At 66.5% G+C, this 20,774-nt stretch carries 19 protein-coding genes; 12 read left to right on the forward strand and 7 right to left on the reverse strand.

What is annotated here, in order from left to right; genetic code table 11:
• Nucleotides 1-6 precede the first annotated feature (6 nt).
• From IB258_RS14770 to IB258_RS14780, 3 genes are all read right to left on the reverse strand, one after another.
• Nucleotides 7-744: a sulfurtransferase gene (locus IB258_RS14770; RefSeq protein WP_054452004.1), complete on the reverse strand. Its 738-nt coding sequence runs from the start codon at nucleotides 742-744 to the stop codon at nucleotides 7-9.
• A gap of 85 nt (nucleotides 745-829) precedes the next feature.
• Nucleotides 830-1,627, reverse strand: a complete 798-nt coding sequence (locus IB258_RS14775) for an META and DUF4377 domain-containing protein (RefSeq protein WP_054452005.1) — start codon at nucleotides 1,625-1,627, stop codon at nucleotides 830-832.
• 128 nt (nucleotides 1,628-1,755) lie between these two features.
• Complete coding sequence (locus IB258_RS14780; protein ID WP_054452006.1) at nucleotides 1,756-2,286, reverse strand: META domain-containing protein; 531 nt, start codon at nucleotides 2,284-2,286, stop codon at nucleotides 1,756-1,758.
• Nucleotides 2,287-2,593: 307 nt separating this feature from the next.
• Between IB258_RS14780 and IB258_RS14785 the strand changes: the two genes are divergently transcribed.
• Nucleotides 2,594-3,742, forward strand: coding sequence for an acyltransferase (locus IB258_RS14785; RefSeq protein ID WP_119450331.1), 1,149 nt, complete (start codon nucleotides 2,594-2,596; stop codon nucleotides 3,740-3,742).
• On the opposite strand, the gene IB258_RS14790 is transcribed toward IB258_RS14785, so the two are convergent.
• A complete protein-coding gene (locus IB258_RS14790) occupies nucleotides 3,723-4,118 on the reverse strand; it encodes a helix-turn-helix domain-containing protein (RefSeq protein ID WP_192352869.1) in 396 nt (131 codons plus the stop codon). The genes IB258_RS14785 and IB258_RS14790 overlap by 20 nt on opposite strands.
• A gap of 662 nt (nucleotides 4,119-4,780) precedes the next feature.
• Between IB258_RS14790 and IB258_RS14795 the strand changes: the two genes are divergently transcribed.
• Both IB258_RS14795 and kch read left to right on the forward strand, forming a co-directional pair.
• Nucleotides 4,781-5,596, forward strand: coding sequence for a winged helix-turn-helix domain-containing protein (locus tag IB258_RS14795; RefSeq protein ID WP_125470122.1), 816 nt, complete (start codon nucleotides 4,781-4,783; stop codon nucleotides 5,594-5,596).
• Nucleotides 5,597-6,027: 431 nt separating this feature from the next.
• The gene (kch, locus tag IB258_RS14800) at nucleotides 6,028-7,239 is read left to right on the forward strand and encodes a voltage-gated potassium channel protein (protein WP_054452010.1); all 1,212 of its coding nucleotides are present in this window, start codon (nucleotides 6,028-6,030) and stop codon (nucleotides 7,237-7,239) included.
• 3 nt (nucleotides 7,240-7,242) lie between these two features.
• Here the strand turns inward: kch and IB258_RS14805 are convergent, their stop codons facing one another.
• Entirely contained in the window at nucleotides 7,243-8,817 is a 1,575-nt protein-coding gene (locus IB258_RS14805; RefSeq protein ID WP_054452011.1) for a cyclic diguanylate phosphodiesterase, read from the reverse strand.
• Nucleotides 8,818-8,914: 97 nt separating this feature from the next.
• Nucleotides 8,915-9,532 (reverse strand): TetR/AcrR family transcriptional regulator, encoded by a 618-nt coding sequence (locus tag IB258_RS14810; RefSeq protein ID WP_054452012.1) that lies wholly within the window; start codon nucleotides 9,530-9,532, stop codon nucleotides 8,915-8,917.
• 194 nt (nucleotides 9,533-9,726) lie between these two features.
• Here IB258_RS14810 and IB258_RS14815 point away from each other — a divergent pair, with 194 nt between their 5' ends.
• Genes IB258_RS14815 through phbB form a run of 6 tightly spaced genes read left to right on the forward strand, consistent with a single transcriptional unit; the run spans nucleotide 9,727 to nucleotide 17,416 of the window.
• Complete coding sequence (locus IB258_RS14815; RefSeq protein ID WP_192352777.1) at nucleotides 9,727-11,214, forward strand: efflux transporter outer membrane subunit; 1,488 nt, start codon at nucleotides 9,727-9,729, stop codon at nucleotides 11,212-11,214.
• Between the two features lie 13 nt (nucleotides 11,215-11,227).
• Entirely contained in the window at nucleotides 11,228-12,295 is a 1,068-nt protein-coding gene (locus IB258_RS14820; RefSeq protein ID WP_192352778.1) for an HlyD family secretion protein, read from the forward strand.
• Nucleotides 12,295-15,039, forward strand: coding sequence for a ribosome-associated ATPase/putative transporter RbbA (gene rbbA, locus IB258_RS14825; protein WP_119450336.1), 2,745 nt, complete (start codon nucleotides 12,295-12,297; stop codon nucleotides 15,037-15,039). The genes IB258_RS14820 and rbbA overlap by 1 nt, the downstream gene beginning before the upstream one ends.
• A gap of 1 nt (nucleotide 15,040) precedes the next feature.
• On the forward strand, nucleotides 15,041-16,165 hold the full coding sequence (locus IB258_RS14830) for an ABC transporter permease (RefSeq protein ID WP_059371289.1): 1,125 nt from the start codon (nucleotides 15,041-15,043) through the stop codon (nucleotides 16,163-16,165).
• Between the two features lie 47 nt (nucleotides 16,166-16,212).
• The gene (locus IB258_RS14835; protein ID WP_082400836.1) at nucleotides 16,213-16,680 is read left to right on the forward strand and encodes a hypothetical protein; all 468 of its coding nucleotides are present in this window, start codon (nucleotides 16,213-16,215) and stop codon (nucleotides 16,678-16,680) included.
• A complete protein-coding gene (gene phbB, locus IB258_RS14840; protein WP_175161306.1) occupies nucleotides 16,670-17,416 on the forward strand; it encodes an acetoacetyl-CoA reductase in 747 nt (248 codons plus the stop codon). The genes IB258_RS14835 and phbB overlap by 11 nt, the downstream gene beginning before the upstream one ends.
• Before the next feature lie 22 nt (nucleotides 17,417-17,438).
• Here phbB and IB258_RS14845 read toward each other — a convergent pair whose 3' ends face one another.
• Nucleotides 17,439-18,335 carry a LysR family transcriptional regulator gene (locus IB258_RS14845; RefSeq protein ID WP_175180580.1) on the reverse strand — a complete coding sequence of 299 codons (897 nt, stop codon included), beginning with the start codon at nucleotides 18,333-18,335 and terminating at the stop codon, nucleotides 17,439-17,441.
• Between the two features lie 138 nt (nucleotides 18,336-18,473).
• Between IB258_RS14845 and IB258_RS14850 the strand changes: the two genes are divergently transcribed.
• The 3 genes from IB258_RS14850 (at nucleotide 18,474) to IB258_RS14860 (ending at nucleotide 20,771) form a co-directional block, all read left to right on the forward strand.
• Entirely contained in the window at nucleotides 18,474-19,091 is a 618-nt protein-coding gene (locus IB258_RS14850; protein ID WP_192352779.1) for a nitroreductase family protein, read from the forward strand.
• Between the two features lie 18 nt (nucleotides 19,092-19,109).
• Nucleotides 19,110-19,988 carry an EamA family transporter gene (locus IB258_RS14855; RefSeq protein WP_175161304.1) on the forward strand — a complete coding sequence of 293 codons (879 nt, stop codon included), beginning with the start codon at nucleotides 19,110-19,112 and terminating at the stop codon, nucleotides 19,986-19,988.
• Between the two features lie 87 nt (nucleotides 19,989-20,075).
• Nucleotides 20,076-20,771, forward strand: coding sequence for an alpha/beta hydrolase (locus IB258_RS14860; RefSeq protein WP_119450340.1), 696 nt, complete (start codon nucleotides 20,076-20,078; stop codon nucleotides 20,769-20,771).
• The last annotated feature ends 3 nt before the right edge of the window (nucleotides 20,772-20,774 follow it).

The raw sequence follows: 20,774 nt of genomic DNA on the forward strand, positions 1-20,774 counted from the left end.
GGTACATCAGGCCTTGCTGGGCGCCAGCGCCGGGTCCAGCGAAATGCGTTCGTCGAAGACGAAGCATTTGCCGTCATAGCCGGGACCGCCGGTTTCCTCGAAGTACTTGAGGATGCCGCCATCGAGTTGGTAGACGTGCTCGATGCCGGCCTCGTTCATGTAGATCGCGGCCTTTTCGCAGCGGATCCCGCCGGTGCAGAAACTGACCACGGTCTTGCCTTCCAGTTCGGCCCGGTGCGCCTGCACCGCCGCAGGAAATTGCGTGAAGCGTTCAATGCGCCAATCGATGGCGTTCCTGAAGGTGCCTTCGTCGACCTCGAAGGCGTTGCGCGTGTCCAGCATGACCACGGGCCGTCCGGCGTCGTCCATGCCGGCCTCGAGCCAGCGCGCCAGCGTCTTCGCATCCACGCCGGGCGCGCGTCCCGCTTCCGGGCGGATCGCCGGATGATTCATGCGGATGATCTCGCGCTTGATCTTCACCAACAGCTTGCGGAACGGCACCGCCGCGCTATGGCTGAACTTCACTTCCAGGTCGGCGAAGCGCGGATCGGCGCGCAGGGTGCGCAGAAACGCGTCGATGCCATCCGCTGAACCCGCCAGGAACAGGTTGATGCCCTCTTCGGCCAGCAGGATGGTGCCCTTGAGCGCGGCCAGGCCTGCCTCGTCCAGAAGGCGGGCGCGCAACTCGGGCAGAGCATCCAGCGAAACGAATTTGTAAGCGGCGATATTGACGACGGAAGTCATGGAAAAGCGGAAAAAAGCGGGCGGCGAAAGGCGTAATAGTAATCGCTGGGCGGTTTTCCCCGCCCGCCGCTCCGTTTGATCCGGCTCAACGATTGACGATTTCCTGCTCGACCACCGCGTCCAGCACCCACTGCAACGTCGACGCGTCGGCCGGCGGATTCGGGTTGCGGACCTCGACCACGCGCAAGCGGTAACGCACGCCAGGCTGGAAGTTGAACCCCGTGATTTCGCCGTACCAGAGCTGCCAGGGCTGTCCGGCGCTGTCGCGCACCTGGTAGCACATGGCGCGGCCCGCGCCGGCGGTGCAAGGCACGCGCTCCGAATTCACGTAGACCAGCTTGGTCGGTCCCTGCTGGCCGCCTGCGATGGGATCGGTGCGGCGTCCGAAGTCCAGCCTGTCGCCAGAGCTGAGCACCCAGGTCATGCGCTGCGGATTGTTGGCGTTGTCCACCGACGTGGCGGTGATGCTGGTCAGCGCAGCCAGGAAATCCTGCTCCAGCTTCATGTTCTGCGGCGCGCAGGCCATCATGGTCGACACCGGGCGCCCCTGCACGATCAGCAGGCCATTGGCAACGGTATAGGAGCCGTTGTACTGGTTGCAGCCGGAGAAACCGGAAATGCGCGGCGCCCCCTGGTCATGGACGAAGCTCGCCGTAAGCGGGCGCGAATTGGAAGAGGGATGCGGAATCTGCCGCAAGCCGCCGCCGGGCAAGGTCCAGCGCGCCAGATCCCAGCTGGTCTGCGCCAGCATGTCGGAAGCGGAAGCGGGCTGAAAGCGCGGATCCTGGCCATCCGCGGCACGCTTGGGCGGCGCCGAGCAGGCGGCCAGGCCGATGGACAACAGGCAAGGCGCCAGCCAGCGCAAAGACGCGGGAAGGGGCATGAGGGTCTCCGAAAAAGCAAGGAATGCAGCGCCCGCGCAAGGCGGCGGGCCGGACCACGCCATTGTAGGCGCGGCCTGGCGCCGTTTTCGCGGCTTAACACTCTTTGATACGCGGTCCGCTGGCTACGTCAGGGGGTGGGCGGATCCTGGCGCCGCGCGAACTCCAGCACGTCGCCGCCGCGCAGATTGAAGGTCAGGTGCCGCGGCGCGCCGCCGTTGTCCAGCGTGAACGTATCGATGGACGCCAGGCCGCGCAGATAGTCCGCTTCGAGGCGGGCGCGTTCCGGCGCGGGGCAGGCCATGCGCGTGGCGGCGGGCGCGTCGATGTAGAGCTTGCCGCCTTCGAGCTTGTAGGTGCCCATGTAGCGGTTGCAGCCGGAAAAGCCATTGACGCGATATTGCTTGCCTTGCGCCAGGAAGGTCAGGCGTACCGGTTCGCCGTTGTCGCCATGGGGAATGTCGCGCAGTGCGCCGCCCGCCTGCGTCCAGCGCACCAGTTCCCAACTGGTCTGGGCCAGCGAATCCGCGCTGCTCGCGGCGTTGGCCGCAGCTGCGCCTTGCGGGCGCGCGCCGCCAGTCGATCCGGCGCAACCGGCCAGGGCCGCGGCCAGCAGTGCCGGAGCAATCAAGCGGCAACGCGTGGACAAGAGCTTGGACATGTACGGGACTCCATCAATTACACATCCCTCGACTGTAACCGCCCTTTCGGTCCAGCACGCGTGTTCTAAGCCCATAAGCGGTATCCAAAAGCAGCACGGCAAATGCATGGCCACGCTCCAATTGCATGGCCTTGCTGCATCGAACGCCCCATGGCGGCGGCACACATCGACGCGCAGAATCAGTACAGATCGTCATCCGTGCCTGGCCGGCATGCAAGGCGCGGCAGCCGATCGCAACGACCGCAGGCGCAGGTGTCCGGCTCCTCACGGGGGCCAAAAATAAGATCAATCCGGGGGAGACACGGCGATGGGCTTTTTGAGAACCTTGTTGGCATTGTCGGTGGTGCTGGACCATCTGGGCGCAGGCGCCACCGATCATCTGGTGGGCGGCCGTCTCGCGGTACAGCTGTTCTACGTCATTTCGGGCTTCCTGATTTCCTATGTGCTCACCGCCACCGACCACTATCAAGGCGCGGTGGGCAAGTTCTATGCAAACCGCTTCCTGCGGCTGTTCCCGATCTATCTGGCCGTTGCGGCGCTGACGCTGGCCGCGCACGTGATGAGCGGCGGCGCATTCTTCCGCATCTACGACGCGCTGCCCTTCAGCGCCGAACTGTTCCTGGTGCTCTCCAACATTTTCATCATGGGCCAGGACTGGCTGATGTTCTTCGGCATCGAACATTCCGCGCTCAAGTTCACTGGCAACTTCGCGCACAGCGAAGTCCCGCTTTACGAAGGGCTGCTGGTGCCGCAGGCCTGGACGCTGGGCGTGGAGATGAGCTTCTACCTGGTCGCTCCCTTCATCCTGCATTCGCCGCGCCGGCTGCTCGCATTGCTGGCCGCATCGCTGGCGTTGCGCGGCGTGCTGATCGCCACCGGCATAGGCTTGGGCGACCCGTGGACGTATCGGTTCTTTCCGACCGAACTCGCCCTGTTCCTGCTCGGTTCGCTGTCGCACCAGGTGCTGTTGCCGCGCTATAAGGCCTGGACGCAACGGATCAAGCGCCTGCCGGAAATCGGTACGGCCGTGCTGGCGGTCTACTGTGTGCTGCATTTCTCGATCGCCATGAACCAGACCGTGCGCGACGGCCTGGCCGTGCTGCTGTTCGGGGCGCTGCTGCCGCTGGCCTTCCTGTTCCAGTCGCGCCACAGGCTCGACAAGGCGATCGGCGAGTTGAGCTACCCGATCTACATCTGCCATTCGCTGGTGATCATGTTCTTCAAGTGGCTGCTTGAAGAAGCGCATCTGGACCAGCCGCTGCTCTTCATGGCGCTGGTGATCACGAGCACCATCGCATTCTCGGCCCTGCTCAACAGCGTGATTGCGGATCCCATCGAGCGTCTGCGCAGCCGCCTGCGCACCGACGACCGCGATCCCGCGCCTGCGTCCGACACCCGGCGGCGCCCCGCAGGCGCGCCCGCGCAGCCCCTCGGGTCTATTCGCCGCGTGCCTTGATGTAGGCGGCCAGCACTTGTTCGATCTGCCGTTTTTCCTGGGAGCTCAGGCGCGCATAGGTGGCATAGGAGATGGATTCGAACGGCCAGGCGGCGGGGAGCGCCACACGCTCCGCGCCCGCCTGGATGAGGCCCGGCTCCGGGTTCAGCATCGGCCCCTCGCCGGTGCTGAGCCACATGGGATTGACGCATAGCGCGCGGGTCAGCTTGATGAGCGCGTCGCTGGATGGCCGCCGGCGCTGCCCGCTTTCGTAGTTGCCGATAGCGCTTTGCGACAGGTTGCTTGCGACCGCCAAGTCCTTTTGAGTCCATCCCTGAAGCATTCTTGCGTTGCGCAGACGATGGCTAAACGTGTCCAATCGATCAACCTGAGACATTAATAAGAATTTATTTATTTGATTAAAACATCTCAATACTGGCGCCAAATAAACGGATTACACCCGAATTGCGGGGCTAATCCGTAAATCGCGCCACGTAGCCGACTGCGCGCGCTTCAAGCCTGTTCCAGGCGCCTCGAAGCGCGTCGGCGCGCCATCAAAAAGACCATATCTATCATTGGCTTGCATTGCCACATCGGTATTGCCGCGCAGCTGCGGCCCCTGTCATGCAAGCGTGCCGCGGCGGCAAGAGCGTGGCGAGTTTAGGGCGTTTCACGTATTCAAAATCGAAAATAATGTATCGGCGATACATAATGCGTTAACACCCGCTTCCCAAAACAAACAGTATTTCAAGCGTTTCCATAGCGCTGCCCCTGCGCTTTCTGTTACTGTCAGAAACTACAGAAACGTATCTTCACAAAAAAACACGCCCGTGTTTAAATGAAACACGGGCGTGACTTCCAAGCAGCATCGAAGCATGGGCGGCCATCGGCGTAAGCACGAAACCAGGGGCAATCCCCCCGGCCTCGCGCCCATCCGAACAACACCGCCCGGCGCTCTCGCGCCTCGGCGCGCAGCACAGGGAGACGGGTATGACACGCAGCGCCCCGCCTAGGCATCAGGCACAGCCGCCCAGGCCTGTCTCCTCATTGGAAGCATCAATGAACAACACGCTGGATGTCATATTTCTGGGCCACGACGACGCCAGGCATGCCGGACTCATCGAAGCCCTTTCGCACCTGGGTTTCAACGTGCGCCGCTGCCATGACCTGGCCGACGTCTACGACAGATACTCGCGCCGCCCCTGCCCGCTGGTGGTGCTGAAAGCGCCCCTGCCCGACATCCACAATGCCGCCGTCCGGCTGCGCGCCGTGGACCGAGGCCTGGGCATCGTCGCCATTGCCGCATTCGCCGATGCCGAAAGCCGCATCCGTACGCTGCTCTGCGGCGCGGATGCCTGCCTGCCGCCGGACGTATCCGGGCTGGAGCTGGCGGCGGCGCTGCAGGCGCTGGTGCGCCGCGCCGTGGGCCTGGACGGCGCGGACGCCGCATCCGACGGACACACGCCGGATGAATCCGTGCACGACACCTGGCGCCTTGCGAACAAGGGTTGGACCCTGATCAGCCCCACGGGCCGCACGCTGGGGCTGACCACCGGCGAGCGCGACTTCCTGTCACGGCTGGTCAACGCGCCCGACCGCAAGGTCAGCCGCGACGCCTTCTACGCGGACGGCGCGGACGAGGCCGACAGCGGCATCTCGCGGCGCCGCTTCGTGGACGTCATGATCAGCCGCTTGCGGCGCAAAGCGGCGGCCAACGAGATGACGCTGCCGATCCGCGCCGTGCATGGCTGGGGCTACATGTTCGCAGCGGACATCACGCTGGACCTGGAATTTCGGGTATCTGGGGAAGAAAGCCGCCTGGAGGCCCAGGGCGACTGGCGCCGAGAAACGGCGGACGCGAACGCGTCCATTTGAGGTCCGGCCCGCAACGGGCCAGGACGAAAAAAACGCGGCGCTGCCTCGAAAGGTAAGACGCCGCGCTAAAACAACACGTGAGCCTGGAGTCATCAGCCGGCACTGATGCCTACTACCTGGATCACGCGATTCCAACATTCGTGCCTCATACTGCTCACGTACGGTCAGACCGTGAACCTGGGCGGGGTCTCTAGTCCCTGCACAGGCTGCAACGTGATCAACGCCAGGCGATTCGTCCGTTTGCTAAAACAGCGGCCGTCCCGCCCTTATCAGCGGCGTTCCTCATGGATAGCCGCTTGATGCACGAAGTTTAGGACCTCGGGCAGGTTTGCAGTAATTCTTTGTTGATAGCCTTCCATACATATCTGGTATAGCGCGGCACGCCCCCTACAATGCCGCCAAAGGACTTGGGATCCGTTCCCGCCAAAGCCATGCCCACACTACCCGTTCCCCTCAAGCACCGCTTGCGCAAGCTGCTGGCGCTGTTTCCGCCCAACTGGTGCCTGGCCATCCTGGTGGCGCTGGACGGGTACGCCTTCATGCATCCGGTGCTGCGCGAGGTGCGGGCGCGCGAATACGGATTCTGGCTCGCCATCGACAACTGGCATGAGGTCATGCGCGTGGTGGGCCTGCTGGAGATACCGCGCCTGGTGTTAGGCGTGGGGCTGCAGGTCATCGCGCTGGGACTGATCCTCAAGGCGCGCATCGCCTGGGCGTTCTCGCTGGTGCTGCTGATCGGCGTGGGCACCTTCGCCATCATGGGAGACAGCGGCCGCGCCGGCCTGGGCATCTATACGCTGGTCCTGGTCATCGCGCTGATCGCCTACTGGCGCCGTTTCGACCGCGCCAGCGTGACCGCCGGCTCGCTGTTCGCCCTGGTCAGCATGCTGTCGCTGCTGATCTACGCGGTCTTCGGCACGCTCTATCTGGGCAACGAATTCAATCCGCCCATCACAGACGCCACCACCGCGCTCTACTTCTCCATCGTATCCATGTCCACGGTCGGTTATGGCGACATCACGCCGCACACCGGAACCGCGCGGCTGTTCACCGCGTCGATTATCATCCTGGGCATCACCATCTTCGCCACCTCCATCAGCGCGATCGCCGGGCCGGTGATCGGCGGCAATCTGAAACGGCTGGTCAAAGGCAGGTTCTCCACCGCCATGCGCAAAAATCACATCATCATCGCGGGCGCGACGCCCCTGGCCATGAGCGTTTACGACGGCCTGCGGCGCCGCGGCGACGAAGTCACCGTCATCGTGCCTCCTGGCGTGCCGCAGGAATATCCGGCGGCCACGGACCTGATCGAAGGCGACCCGTCCAGCGTGGATGTGCTGCACAACGCGGGCGTGACCCGCGCGCGCTACGTGCTGGCGCTGCGCGACGACGACGCCGAGAACGCCTTCATCGTGCTGGCCGCGAAAGAAGCTTGCGGCGAAAACGGCGCCAAGACGGTCGCGCTGGTCAACACCAGCAAGCACCTGGAGAAGATCCGCCGGGTGAATCCCGACCTGGTGTTCTCCGTGCAACTGCTGGGCGCCGAGCTGCTGGCCCGCGCCATCAACGGCGAGCCCATGGACAGCCAGAGCATCACCGACCTGTTCTTCGCCAAGGCCGCCCCCAACGGCAAAGCCGCCTGAAGACTACGCGTCGCCGGGCGGTTCATGCCCGGCGTACCAGCGCACGAACTCGGCCGAGGGCATCGGCCGCGCAAACAGATAGCCCTGGATGAACGCCACGCCGCGCGCCTTCAGATAGTCGAACTGATATGGCGTTTCCACGCCTTCCGCCACGACCGACAGCCCCAGACGGTGCGCCAGCGTGATGATGGCGTCCAGCACTGGCGCTTCCTCGCCCGCGGGCCCGATGGCCTGCACGAAGCCCTGGTCGACTTTCAGGTAGTCCACCGGAAATTTCTGCAGGTACGACAACGAACAGTGGCCGGTGCCGAAGTCGTCGATCGCCACGCGCAGGCCCTGGGCGCGCAAGGCATCGATGTTGCGCCGTGCCTGCCCGTTGTCCATGATCAGGCTGCGCTCGGTGATCTCCAGCACCACCAGCGGATGCCGCGCCGCGATCTTGGCCGCGAAGGCCTGGACGTCGGGCAGCAGCTCCACGCTGGATAAGTGTTCGGCCGCGATGTTCACGCCGATGTGGAAATCCGGCGGCGTGGGCCAGGTCCGCATGTCACGTTCGATCAGCGTGAGCAGATGCTGGGTCAGCGGAATGATCATGCCTTCGGCCTCGGCCTCGGCGATGAAGACGTCCGGGCGCACCGGCCCGATGCCCGGCCTCTCCCAGCGCATCAGCGCCTCCACGCCCTCGCAGCGGCCCGTGGCCTGCCCGTACACGGGCTGGTAGTGCACCAGGAACTCGCCAGCCCGCATGGCGCGGCGCAGGCGTTCCTTGAACGAACGCCTGCTGACCTGCAGCCGGTGCGTGGCCACGGCCAGGCCCAGCCCGAGCAGCAGCGCCACCGGCAGATACGTCGTCATGGACCGCGACCACGCGCGCACCAGGGTCTCTGGCGGCGCCAGGACGTTGACTCTCAGGCCCGTCGCGGTGGCATCGTCCTCGTCGCGCAGCGGCACCGCGCGCGCCGCCGCGCCGCCCCAGGAATCGCTGCGTATCGGCGCGCCGTTCCTGCCCACGACCAATTCCAGCTGCAGGTCGTCCATGGTGGCCACGGCATTCACCAGGTCCTGCACGTAGCGGCCATCCACCACCACGATGCCGCCATGGCCGTCGGCGCCGGACTTGCCTATGAGGATGGCCGGCCGCTCCGGCGCCAAGGGCGTGCCGGCCACCGAGATCTGCCAGTGGTCCGACACGATGTTGATTTTCCACTTGCTGAAATCGTCGAGCGAGGCGTCCACGGCGCCTACCGCCGATGAGCAGTAGACGCGCTGGTTACGTACCAGGACCAGGGAACGAAAATACGGATTCAAGGTGCCCCAGCGCTGCAGCATGGGCAGCACCTCGTCACAAGGCTTGCCCGCCTGTTCCGCCACCCGCCCCAGCATGTCCTGGGATTGGATGAGGATGCTCTCGGCCTGGGCGCGCACGATGCGCGCGGCGGTCTCGCCTTCGAGCCGCTGTGCGTTGTGCGCTTGCAGCCATGTCCAGCCAACACAGGCCAGGATGGGAAGCACCAAAGCCAGGGCCACTGGCAGATAACGCCAGGACGGTGTGTCGCCAGTCACTCCCGATGTCGCCATGTCACCTCGCCGCGTAGGTCGTGCATGGCCGCCGCGCGACCAACTCTGGATAGGACACCAAGCCGGGCGCAGCGTCAAGGAACTCCGGGGCCCTCCGTCACGCAGGGCTCTGGCGCAGAAGCTCGCAGATCAGCGCCACATGCGCCTGCCGCCGCTCGGGCAGGTCGATGCGCTCGTCAGGTCCCATCAGCGCTGACATGACCAGGGTATGAACGATGGGCGACAGCAGCAGCCAGGGATGCTTGAGCGCGACGCAATCGGCGCACAGGCCGCGGTCGCGCGCGCGCTCCAGCAGCCGCGCGATGTCGGTTTGATGCGCCTGCGCGGTCTCCTGCCGCCAGCGCGCGGCCAGGTGGGGCACGCGCCCGCTTTCGGCCAGCAGCAGCCGCATGGTGCTGATCATGGCCGCGTTTCCAAGGCTGACGTAGAGATGATTGACGATGCGTTCGGCCAGATGGCGCGGCGACTGGGCGCCATCCACCACCGCCTCGATGTCGAGCCGCGAGGGGCTGAGGTGGCGCGTCAGCAGGGCTTCGAAGACCGCTTCCTTGCTGTCGAAATGCGCATAGAGCCCACCCTTGGACAGGCCAGCCCGCAGCGCGATGTCATCCATCCTGGCGCCGGCATAGCCCGCCTGCGAGAACTCCTGGAGCGCGGCATCGAGAATCTGCCCGATCCGCACCACCGGAGGAAGACGACGGCGCTGCATGACCATCCTTCTGCTCCCTGTATATGTGCAATTCATTAAAAACCGACCAGTCAGTCGCTACTTTGATTCTGATCAAGGAATGCGTAGCCGCCGCACTGCACAATATCTGCAAGCATGAACCCGGTATCGGGTCCGCCCCGAAGGCGGCGTCACAAGCCTGCCCAGGGACGCGCCCGGCCCCCGCGCTGGAGAGACCCCGCATGACACTCCGCCCGTTTCCGGCCACGATCGCCACGCGCCTCGTTCCCGCAGCCCTGCTGACGCTGCTGGCCAGCGGTTGCGTGTCCATGGCGCCCGACTACGAACGCCCCGCGCTGCCCGTGCCTGCCGCCTATACAGCCCCAGGGCCCGAAGCGACCGCGGCCAACGCCGCAGCCGCCGCCGAAATCGGCTGGCGGACCTACTTCCCCGATCCAGCGCTGCAGACGCTGATATCCACCGCTCTGGACAACAACCGCGACCTGCGCCGCGCCCTGCTGCGCGTGGAAGAAGCGCGCGCGTTGTATGGCATCCAGCGCGCCGACCAGTTCCCCACCATAGGCGTGCAAGCGGATGGCTCCCGCGCCCGTGTACCGGGCGACCTGAACCTCACGGGACAGCCGCTGGTCTCCAGCCAATACCAGGTGGGCCTGGGCATGGCCAGCTGGGAGCTGGACTTCTGGGGCCGCGTGCGCAGCCTGAAGGACGCCGCCTTGCAGAATTACCTGGCCTCTGATGCGGCCGCGCGGGCCGCGACGCTGAGCCTGGTCGCCGAAGTGGCGGACAGCTACCTGTCCTTGCGCGAACTGGACGAGCGCCTGGCGCTGACCCGCGAGACCATCGCCTCGCGCGAAGAGTCGCTGCGCATCTTCCGCCGCCGCTTCGAGGAAGGCGCAATCTCCAAACTGGACCTGACCCAGGTCGAAACGCTGTGGCAGCAGGCCAAGGCGCTGGGCGCGGACCTGGAACAGACCCGCGCCGCCCAGGCCAGCGCGCTGGAGCTGCTGGCGGGCGCGCCGCTGAACCTGCCCAAGCTGCCCACGCGCCTGGACGACAACGCCGTCATGCGCGAGTTGCCGGCGGGCCTGCCCTCGGACCTGCTGGTCAACCGCCCCGACATCGTCGCCGCCGAACATCAGCTCCAGGCCGCCAACGCCAACATCGGCGCGGCCCGCGCCGCCTTCCTGCCGACCATCACCCTGACCGGCGCGTTCGGCACCGCCAGCAGCGAGTTGGACGGCCTGTTCTCGGGCGGCAGCCGCGCCTGGAACTTCGCGCCCAGCATCAGCCTGCCGATCTTCGACGGCGGCCGGCGCTCGGCCAACCTGGACCTGACCGAAGCGCGCCGCGACCAGGCCGTGGCCGCCTACGAACAGACCATACAGACCGCCTTCAAGGACGTGTCCGACGCGCTGTCCGCGCGCTACTGGCTGGCGGAACAGGTGGACGTGCTGCGCGCCACCGTGGCGGCGCAGAGCGAACGCGCCCGCCTCGCCCAACTGCGCTACGACCATGGCGCCTCGCCCTATCTGGAGGTGCTGGACGCGCAGCGCGATCTGCTGGCGGCCCAGCAGAAGCTCGCGCAGACGCGCCGCGCCCTGCTGTCCAGCCGCGTGCGGCTGTATGCGGCGCTGGGCGGCGGCACGCAAGCGCCGCCCGCGGCGCAGACCGCCTCCGCGCCAACCGCCAGCCCCCCTATAAACCAATAATCAAGGATCCCCGATGCGCCTGCCCACCCGAAAACTGGTCCCTGTCCTGATCGCCCTGGCGGTTGCCGCCGGCGGCTACTACGGCTGGCGGTTGCTGTCCGACAGCGGCCCGGGCGAGGGATTCATCAGCGGCAACGGCCGCATCGAAGCCACCGAAATCGACGTGGCTGCCAAGCTGGCCGGCCGGGTGCAGGAAGTGCTGGCGGTCGAAGGCGATTTCGTCACCGCGGGCCAGCCGCTGGCGCGCATGCAGATCGACACTTTGCAGGCGCAGCGCGAGGAAGCGCGCGCCCAGCATCAGCAGGCCGTCAACGGCGCGGCCAGCGCCAGCGCGCAGGTCGCGCAACGCGAGAGCGACAAGCTGGCTGCAGAGGCCGTGGTGGTGCAACGCGAAAGCGAGCTGGACGCCGCGCGCCGCCGCCTGGCCCGCTCTGAGACGCTGTCCAAGGAAGGCGCCTCGTCCATCCAGGAACTGGACGACGACCGCGCCCGCGTGCGCAGCGCACAGGCCTCGGTGCATGCCGCGCGTGCGCAGGTGAAGGCCGCGCAGGCCGCCATCGACGCCGCGCGCGCCGCCGAGGTCGGCGCGCAATCCGCCGTCACCGCCGCACAGGCCACCATCGCCCGCATCGAGGCCGACATAGCCGACAGCGAGCTGCGCGCCCCGCGCGACGGCCGTGTGCAGTACCGCGTGGCACAGCCTGGCGAAGTGCTGGGCGCGGGCGGCAAGGTGCTGAACATGGTGGACCTGGCCGATGTCTACATGACGTTCTTCCTGCCCGAGCAGGCGGCCGGCCGCGTGGCGCTGGGTCAGGACGTACGCATCATCCTCGACGCCGCGCCGCAATACGTCATCCCCGCCAAGGTCTCCTTCGTGGCCAGCACCGCGCAGTTCACGCCCAAGACGGTGGAGACCGCCAGCGAACGGCAGAAGCTGATGTTCCGCGTCAAGGCCCAGATCAGCCCCGAGCTGCTGCAGCGGCACTTGAAGCAGGTCAAGACGGGCCTGCCGGGCGTGGCCTGGCTGAAGCTCGATGCCGACGCGCAATGGCCCGCCAATCTTGAAGTCAAGGTGCCCTGATGACCTCCCCGGACACCGCGCCCGTGGTGACGCTGTCCGGCGTCAGCCTGCGCTACGGCAAGACGGTGGCGCTGGACGGCATCACCCTGGACATTCCCGCCGGCCGCATGGTCGGGCTGATCGGCCCGGACGGCGTCGGCAAGTCCAGCCTGCTGGCCCTGATCGCGGGTTCGCGCGCGGTGCAGGAAGGCAAGGTGGACGTGCTGGATGGCGACATGGCCAGCCGCCGGCACCGCGACGACGTGTGCCCGCGCATCGCCTATATGCCGCAGGGCCTGGGCAAGAATCTCTATCCCACCCTGTCGGTCGAAGAGAACCTGCAGTTCTTCGGCCGCCTGTTCGGCCATGACGAAGCCGAGCGCCGCCGCCGCATCGACAGCCTGACGCGCAGCACCGGCATGTCGGCCTTCCTGTCGCGCCCGGCCGGCAAGCTGTCCGGCGGCATGAAGCAGAAGCTGGGTCTGTGCTGCGCCCTGATCCACGACCCCGACCTGCTGATCCTGGACGAGCCCACCACCGGCGTGGATCCGCTGGCGCGCGCGCAGTTCTGGGACCTGATCAACGAGATCCGCCGCGAGCGCAGCGGCATGAGCGTGATCGTGGCCACGGCCTACATGGACGAGGCGCAGCGCTTCGACTGGCTGATCGCCATGGACGAAGGCCGTGTGCTGGCCACCGGCACGCCCGCCGAACTGCAGCAGCGCACCGGCGCGGACTCGCTGGAAGCCGCCTTCATCTCCTTGCTGCCGGAAGAAAAGAAGCGCGGCCACAAGCCGGTGGAGATCGTGCCGCTGGCCATCGACCAAGACGCCGAGATCGCCATCGAGGCGCGCGACCTGACCATGCGCTTCGGCGATTTCGTCGCCGTGGACCACGTCAACTTCCGCATCCGCAAGGGCGAGATCTTCGGTTTCCTGGGTTCCAACGGCTGCGGCAAGTCCACCACCATGAAAATGCTGACCGGCCTGCTGCCGGCAAGCGAAGGACAGGCCTGGCTATTTGGCGCCGAGGTCGATCCGCGCAACATCGATACCCGCCGCCGCGTGGGCTACATGTCGCAGGCGTTCTCGCTGTATGGCGAGCTGACCGTAATGCAGAACCTGGTGCTGCACGCGCGCCTGTTCCACGTTCCGGAGGCCGAGATTCCGGCGCGCGTGGACGAGATGGTGCAGCGCTTCGACCTGGGCGAAGTGCTGGACACCTTGCCCGAGAATCTGCCCATGGGCGTGCGCCAGCGCCTGTCGCTGGCGGTGGCCATGGTGCACAAGCCCGAACTGCTGATCCTGGATGAACCGACCTCGGGCGTGGACCCCGTCGCGCGAGACAACTTCTGGCGCCTGCTGATCGCGCTGGCGCGCCAGGACCAGGTCACCATCTTCATTTCCACGCACTTCATGAACGAGGCCCAGCGCTGCGACCGCATGTCGCTGATGCATGCGGGCAAGGTGCTGGTCAGCGCGTCGCCCGACGAGATCACGCGCATGCGCGGCGCGCAGACGCTGGAGGAAGCCTTCATCGCCTACCTGATCGACGCGGGCGCCGGCACCAAACCAGAAGACGCTGACGCGCAAGCCGCTCCCCCCTTGGCGTCCGCCTCCGCCGAAACGCCGGAACACCGCGGCTTCAGCCTGCAGCGCATGCTGAGCTACATGTGGCGCGAATCGCTGGAACTGCGCCGCGACCCGGTGCGCGCCACGCTGGCCCTGGCCGGTTCGCTCTTGCTGATGTTCGTGATGGGCTTTGGCATCAGCATGGACGTGGAGGACCTGCGCTATGCGGTCATGGACCGCGACCAGACCGGCCTGAGCCACAACTACAGTCTGAACCTGGCGGGCTCGCGCTACTTCATCGAACATCCGCCCATTTCCAGCTACGAGGAGATGGACGCGCGCATGCGCAGCGGCGAGCTGTCGCTGGCCATCGAGATACCGCAAGGCTTTGCGCGCGACGCGGAGCGCGGCAACGGCGCGCAGATCGGCGTCTGGATCGACGGCGCCATGCCGCAGCGCGCCGAGACCATCCGCGGCTATGTGCTGGGCATGCACCAGGGCTGGCTGATGCAGCAGGCGCGCGAACGCCTGGGCTCGGACGCGACCCTGCCGGTCAGCATAGAGACGCGCTTCCGCTACAACCCGGATGTGCGCAGCCTCCCCGCCATGGTGCCCGCCGTGATCCCGCTGCTGCTCCTGATGATGCCGGCGATGCTGACGGCGCTGGCGGTGGTGCGCGAAAAGGAGCTGGGTTCCATCATCAATCTGTACGTCACGCCCGTGACACGGCTGGAATTCCTGCTGGGCAAGCAGGCGCCCTACGTGGCGCTGGCCATGCTGAATTTCCTGCTGATGACGCTGCTGGCCGTGACGCTGTTCGGCGTGCCCATCACCGGCAGCTTCCTGACCCTGCTTGCCGCCGCGCTGATCTACAACGTGGTGGCCACCGCCATCGGCCTGTTGGCCTCCACGTTCACCCGCAGCCAGATCGCGGCGCTGTTCTTCACCATGATAGGCACCCTGGTGCCCGCGGTGCAGTTCGCCGGCCTGCTCAACCCGGTGTCGTCGCTGGAAGGCGCCGGCCGCCTGATCGGACAGGTCTACCCCGCCACGCACATGCTGACCATCAGCCGCGGCGTCTTCAGCAAGGCCCTGGACTTCTCCAACCTGCAAGGCTCGTTCTGGCCGCTGCTGATCGCCATTCCCGTCATCCTGGGCGCCTCGGCGCTGCTGTTGAAGAAACAGGAGACCTGAGATGCGGCACCTGGCCAATATCTACCGCCTGGGCGTGAAGGAGCTGTGGAGCCTGGCGCGCGACCCGATGATGCTGATCCTGATCCTCGTGTCGTTCACGCTGATGATCTACACCGCCGCCACGGCCGTGCCGGAAACCTTGCACAACGCTCCCATCGCCGTGGTCGACGAGGACGTCTCGCCCCTGTCCGCGCGCATCACGTCGGCCTTCTATCCCCCGCACTTCACACCGCCGGAAGTAACGACTTCGGCCGAGGCCGATGCCGGCATGGACGCGGGGCGCTACACCTTCTCGGTCAACATCCCGCCCAATTTCCAGCGCGACGTGCTGGCCGGCCGGCCCGCTGAAATCCAGCTCAACGTGGACGCGACCCGCATGAGCCAGGCGTTCACGGGCAGCAGCTACATCCAGCAGATAATCAGCGACGAGATCAACGAGTTCGTCAAACGCTACCGCGCGCCCACCGAACTGCCGGTGGAGCTGGCGGTGCGCATGCGCTTCAACCCCAATCTGACCCAGGCCTGGTTCGGCGCGCTGATGGAGATCATCAACAACGTCACCATGCTGTCCATCATCCTGACCGGCGCCGCGCTGATCCGCGAACGCGAGCACGGCACCATCGAGCACCTGCTGGTCATGCCGGTGACGCCGACCGAGATCATGGTCGCGAAGGTCTGGTCGATGGGGCTGGTGGTGTTGGCATCTGCTGGGCTATCGTTGACTTTCGTGGTACGCGGCTTGCTGCAAGTGCCGATCGAAGGATCGGTGGCGCTGTTCCTGGTCGGGGCGGCGCTGCACCTGTTCGCGACGACCTCTATGGGCATATTCATGGCCACGCTTGCGCGCAGCATGCCGCAGTTCGGCATGTTGCTTGTACTAGTGCTGCTGCCCCTGCAAATGCTGTCGGGCGGCACCACGCCGCGCGAAAGCATGCCGCAGTTCGTGCAGGACATCATGCTGGCCGCTCCCACCACCCACTTCGTGGAACTCGGCCAGGCCATTCTCTACCGCGGCGCGGGCTTGAGCGTCGTGTGGCAACCCTTCCTGGCGCTGGCGCTCATAGGCTCGGTCCTGTTCGCGTTCTCGCTGGCGCGCTTTCGCAAGACCCTCAGCCAGATGGCTTGAGGCCTGTGTGTTCGTTACCCCTTACCACTCTCTTAAAAGGACGGATGATGAAGAAAACCACTGCCTCCACGCCTCAGGGCCTTGCCAGCGCCAATGCCGCCTATTGCCAGCGCATGGCGCAGCTTGCGCAGGAAAGCCAGCAGCGCTGGGTTGAACTGGGCCGCCGGCTGGCCGGCGGCAACGCGGAACAATACCTGGCCGCACTGGCGCCCTTGCAACAATCCGGCAACTGGCAAGAGATCGCGCCCGCGCTGGGCGAAATGACGCGCAAGCAATGGCAAAGCCAGCTTGAAGCCAGCCAGGCCATCACCCACGCGCTGCTCGAAGAACAGGCCACCCTGGCCGCCGGCATGAGCGAAGCAATGCGAGGCTGGCTGAAGCAGGCCACCGGCGGCGCCATGGGCATCGAAGACACCCCCATGGCGCAGATCTGGAAGACGCTGTCGAACCAGATGGCGTCGGCGTGCTCGGCCATGCGCGACGCAAGCCAACCGGGATCCCATCATGACGGCTGAACGCACTGCGCTCGTCACAGGCGGGGCCGGCTGCCTCGGACAAGCCATCGCGCGCGCCCTGCACGATGCCGGCCACCAGGTCATCATCACCTACCACTCCAGCGAAGACGCCGCGCGGGCGTGGGTGGACGCGGAGGCGGCCCAGGGCCGCCGCTACGCCATGTACAGGGTGGACGTGGCCGATTACGACTCGTGCCAGGCGCTGGCGCGGCGCCTGGAGGAAGACGGCCGCCAGATCGACATCCTGATCAATAACGCCGGCATTACCCGCGATGCCAGCCTGCGCAAGATGAGTCACGAAAACTGGACGGACGTGCTGCGCGGCAACCTGGACTCCATGTTCAACATGACGCAGCCGCTATGCGGCGCCATGGCCGACCGGGGCTGGGGCCGCATCGTCAACATCTCGTCCGTCAACGGCAGCAAGGGGTCGTTTGGCCAGACCAACTATGCGGCCTCCAAGGCCGGCATCCACGGCTTCACCAAATCCCTGGCGCTGGAGCTGGCCAGGAAAGGCGTGACGGTGAACACCGTATCGCCGGGCTACCTGGCGACGCGCATGGTGGAGGCCGTGCCCGAAGAGGTGTTGAAGGAGAAGATCCTGCCGCAGATCCCGCTGGGCCGGCTCGGCCGCCCGGAAGAGATCGGCGCGCTGGTCGCCTTCATCTGCAGCGATGCCGCGGCGTTCATGACCGGTAGCAATGTCGCCATGAACGGCGGCCAGCACATGTATTGATGCGGCTAGGGGCCGCCGCGGCTCATTCCCGCGGCGCGCCCAGTTCTTCCAGCAGGAAGTCGACGAAGGCGCGCACCTTGGCCACCATGTGGCGGCGCGAGGGATACACCGCATACACGTAGGTCTCGTCGGGTTTCCAATCCTGCAGCACCGCCTGCAGCGCGCCGCTGTCCAGGTCCTGCTGCACGTACACGCGCGGCACCAGGCTGACGCCAAAACCGGCGCGCAGCGCATCGCGCACCGCCAGGCTGGAACTCACCCTGTAGCGGCCCCGCACCGGCACGCGTTCGGTCTCGCCCGCGCGCTTGAAGGTCCATTCGTCCGCGTGGCCAGACAAGGTGAACTGCACGCGCTCCATGTTGCGCAGCGCCAGCGGCGAGGCCGGCACGCCATGGCGCTCGAAGTAGGCCGGCGCGCCGCAGAGCACGTGGTCCAGCGTCATCAGCTTGCGCGCCACCAGGCTGGAATCCTCCAGCCGGTCGGTGCCGCGGATAGCCAGGTCGTAGCCTTCCTTGACGATGTCGATGCGGCGGTCCTCCAGGTTGAGGTCCAGCGATACCTGCGGATAGCGCTCCAGGAAGCGCGGCATGGCGGCGGACAGCCGGACCAGGCTCAGCGACATGGGCGCGCTGACCCGCAAGGTGCCCGACGGCGCCTGCTGCAAGGGCCCCAGCGATTGCTCGGCTTCGCTCAGGTCGTCCAGGATGCGCGCCACCTGTTCGTAGTAGCGCGCGCCGGCTTCGGTCAGGCTCATGCGGCGGGTGGTGCGGTTGAGCAGGCGCGCCGCCAGGTGGGTTTCCAGTTCGGCGATGTTCTTGCTGACCGCGGCGGGCGACAGGCCCATCTGCCGCGACGCGGCTGCGAAGCCGCCCCGCTCCACCACTTGCCTGAACACCCTCAGCGCCGTCAGATGATCCATACATTATTCACTATTGGTGAATGATATTGCCATTGAATTGGATATTATCGCCAAACAAGGATTCAATTAGCCTGTGGACATGGAGACGGCGCGCATCTGGCGAGCCGGCAATCTCAGCAAATCCCAAGGATGGCAGCCATGAACCACGCCCTGACCGACGCAATCGCGCAACGCGTTTCCGCCAACTTCTTCGATCCCGCCCGCGACGTGGACGACGACATCATCCGTACCCTGGTCTCCTGGGCCACCCGCGCGCCTACCGCCTTCAATCTGCAGAACTGGCGCTTCATCGCCGTGCGCAGCCAGGAGGGCAAGCGCCGGCTGCGCGAGTTGGCGTGGAACCAGCCCAAGGTGAGCGAATCGGCGGTGACCTTCATCGTGCTGGGCGTGCTGCCCCAGGCCGCCTGGATGGCCGACCGCCTGCAACCGTCCGTGGACGCGGGCTTCATGCCCGCGGCCATGGTGCCATCCTGGGAAGCCGCGGCCAGCCGCCTCTATGCCGACTCGCCGCAGACGCAGCGCGACGAGGCCGTGCGCAGCGCCACCTTCGGCGCCTCCACCCTGATGCTGGCAGGACAGGCCCAAGGCCTGGCCGCCAGCCCGATGACCGGCTTTGACGCCGCCGGCGTGACCCAGGCCTTCGGCTTGCGCCAGGAGGAGGTGCCGGTCATGCTGGTCGCCATGGGCTACGCGCAGGACGGCAATTGGCCGCAGAAGCCGCGCCGCCCCGTCCACGACGTGCTTGAACTTGCCTGAGCTAGCCGGAGCATGACAATGAACCGCGGTTCCGATCTGCTGTTGACTGCCCTGGCGCCCGCCATCTGGGGCAGCACCTACGTCGTCACCACCCTGATGCTGCCGCAGGACTATCCGCTGACGGTCGCCATGCTGCGCGCGCTGCCGGCCGGCTTCCTGCTGCTGCTGATCGTGCGCCAACTGCCGCAAGGCATCTGGTGGCTGCGCGCCTTCATCCTGGGCGCGCTGAACTTTTCCGTTTTCTGGGCTCTGCTGTTCGTGGCGGCCTACCGCCTGCCGGGCGGCGTGGCCGCCACGCTGGGCGCGGTCCAGCCGCTGGTGGTGATACTGCTGGCACGCAGCCTGCTGGGCACACCCGTACGCGGCCTGTCGGTGCTGGCGGCGCTGGGCGGCCTGGGCGGAGTGGCGCTGCTGGTGCTGACGCCCAAGGCCGCGCTGGACCCGGTAGGCATTGCGGCCGGATTGATCAGCGCCGCCTCGATGGCCCTGGGCACGGTACTCAGCCGGCGCTGGCAGCCGCCGGTATCCGCGCTCACCTTCACATCGTGGCAGCTGACGGCGGGCGGCATCCTGCTGGCGCCGCTGGCCTTCGCCGCCGAGCCCGCCCTGCCGCCGCTCACGGCGCTTAACGTGGCCGGCATCGCCTACCTGGGTTTGATTGGCGCGGCGCTGACCTATGTGCTCTGGTTCCGGGGCGTGGCGCGGCTGGAGCCCGCGGTGGTCTCCTCGCTCGGCTTTCTCAGCCCCATCACCGCCGTGCTGCTGGGCTGGGGCATGCTGGGCCAGCAGCTGAGCGCCGCGCAGATCGCCGGCATGGTGATCGTGGTCGCCAGCGTGTGGCTGAGCCAGCGCGCCCAGCGTCCGGCCGCCGTCACGCCTGCCCCGCGTCCGCTGTAACGGCACTGGCGCCGCCGCAAATAGTTGTGGCGGCGCCGTCCTGGCCGGCGCATGATCGTTGCTCCATCCCGAGGAAGGAGCCGCATCATGAGCAGCAAACCCAGCATCATTCTTGTGCACGGTTTCTGGGGCGGCGCCGCCCACTGGAGCCGCGTCATCCTGGAACTGGCGCGCAAGGGCTATCAAGACCTGCACGCCGTCGACATGCCGCTGGCCTCCCTGGCCGGCGACGCCGAACGCACGCGCAAAATGATCGCGCAGCAGAAGGGCCCCGTGCTGCTGGTGGGCCATTCGTACGGCGGCGCGGTCATTACCGAAGCCGGCAACCAGCCCAACGTGGCCGGCCTGGTGTACATCGCCGCCTTCGCCCCGGACGCGGGAGAAAGCCCGGGCGGCATCACTCAGGAAATGCTGCCCGCGGCTGCGCCCAACCTGGCGCCCGACAGCGACGGCTACCTCTGGCTGCGCGCCGACAAGTTCCATGAGAGCTTCTGCCAGGACCTGTCCGCCGACGAGGGCCTGGTCATGGCCGTCACGCAAAAGGCGCCCCTGGCCAGCGCCTTCGGCGAAACCGTGTCCGTCCCCGCATGGCGCAGCAAGCCGTCCTGGTACCAGATATCCAGCCAGGACCGGATGATCGCCCCCGAAAACCAGACGCGCATGGCCGCGCGCCTGAACACCCGCAAGACCATCACGCTGGACGCCAGCCACGCATCGCTTGCGTCGCGCGCCGCCGAGGTGGCCGGCCTGATCGACGAAGCGGCGCGCGCCTGCGCATCCTAGGCG

The organism is Achromobacter sp. ACM02 (assembly GCF_014851605.1).
Classification (GTDB): Bacteria; Pseudomonadota; Gammaproteobacteria; order Burkholderiales; family Burkholderiaceae_B; genus Achromobacter; species Achromobacter aegrifaciens.

What these genes read in the sequence shown, in the direction of transcription:
- phbB (WP_175161306.1), top strand. Translation starts at nt 16,670, where the DNA reads ATGACGGCTGAACGCACTGCGCTCGTCACAGGCGGGGCCGGCTGCCTC.
- IB258_RS14790 (WP_192352869.1), bottom strand. Translation starts at nt 4,118, where the DNA reads ATGTCTCAGGTTGATCGATTGGACACGTTTAGCCATCGTCTGCGCAAC.
- IB258_RS14855 (WP_175161304.1), top strand. Translation starts at nt 19,110, where the DNA reads ATGAACCGCGGTTCCGATCTGCTGTTGACTGCCCTGGCGCCCGCCATC.
- IB258_RS14775 (WP_054452005.1), bottom strand. Translation starts at nt 1,627, where the DNA reads ATGCCCCTTCCCGCGTCTTTGCGCTGGCTGGCGCCTTGCCTGTTGTCC.
- IB258_RS14795 (WP_125470122.1), top strand. Translation starts at nt 4,781, where the DNA reads ATGAACAACACGCTGGATGTCATATTTCTGGGCCACGACGACGCCAGG.
- IB258_RS14770 (WP_054452004.1), bottom strand. Translation starts at nt 744, where the DNA reads ATGACTTCCGTCGTCAATATCGCCGCTTACAAATTCGTTTCGCTGGAT.
- IB258_RS14835 (WP_082400836.1), top strand. Translation starts at nt 16,213, where the DNA reads ATGAAGAAAACCACTGCCTCCACGCCTCAGGGCCTTGCCAGCGCCAAT.
- IB258_RS14815 (WP_192352777.1), top strand. Translation starts at nt 9,727, where the DNA reads ATGACACTCCGCCCGTTTCCGGCCACGATCGCCACGCGCCTCGTTCCC.
- IB258_RS14810 (WP_054452012.1), bottom strand. Translation starts at nt 9,532, where the DNA reads ATGGTCATGCAGCGCCGTCGTCTTCCTCCGGTGGTGCGGATCGGGCAG.
- IB258_RS14830 (WP_059371289.1), top strand. Translation starts at nt 15,041, where the DNA reads ATGCGGCACCTGGCCAATATCTACCGCCTGGGCGTGAAGGAGCTGTGG.
- rbbA (WP_119450336.1), top strand. Translation starts at nt 12,295, where the DNA reads ATGACCTCCCCGGACACCGCGCCCGTGGTGACGCTGTCCGGCGTCAGC.
- IB258_RS14780 (WP_054452006.1), bottom strand. Translation starts at nt 2,286, where the DNA reads ATGTCCAAGCTCTTGTCCACGCGTTGCCGCTTGATTGCTCCGGCACTG.
- IB258_RS14785 (WP_119450331.1), top strand. Translation starts at nt 2,594, where the DNA reads ATGGGCTTTTTGAGAACCTTGTTGGCATTGTCGGTGGTGCTGGACCAT.
- IB258_RS14805 (WP_054452011.1), bottom strand. Translation starts at nt 8,817, where the DNA reads ATGGCGACATCGGGAGTGACTGGCGACACACCGTCCTGGCGTTATCTG.
- IB258_RS14850 (WP_192352779.1), top strand. Translation starts at nt 18,474, where the DNA reads ATGAACCACGCCCTGACCGACGCAATCGCGCAACGCGTTTCCGCCAAC.
- IB258_RS14860 (WP_119450340.1), top strand. Translation starts at nt 20,076, where the DNA reads ATGAGCAGCAAACCCAGCATCATTCTTGTGCACGGTTTCTGGGGCGGC.
- IB258_RS14820 (WP_192352778.1), top strand. Translation starts at nt 11,228, where the DNA reads ATGCGCCTGCCCACCCGAAAACTGGTCCCTGTCCTGATCGCCCTGGCG.
- IB258_RS14845 (WP_175180580.1), bottom strand. Translation starts at nt 18,335, where the DNA reads ATGGATCATCTGACGGCGCTGAGGGTGTTCAGGCAAGTGGTGGAGCGG.
- kch (WP_054452010.1), top strand. Translation starts at nt 6,028, where the DNA reads ATGCCCACACTACCCGTTCCCCTCAAGCACCGCTTGCGCAAGCTGCTG.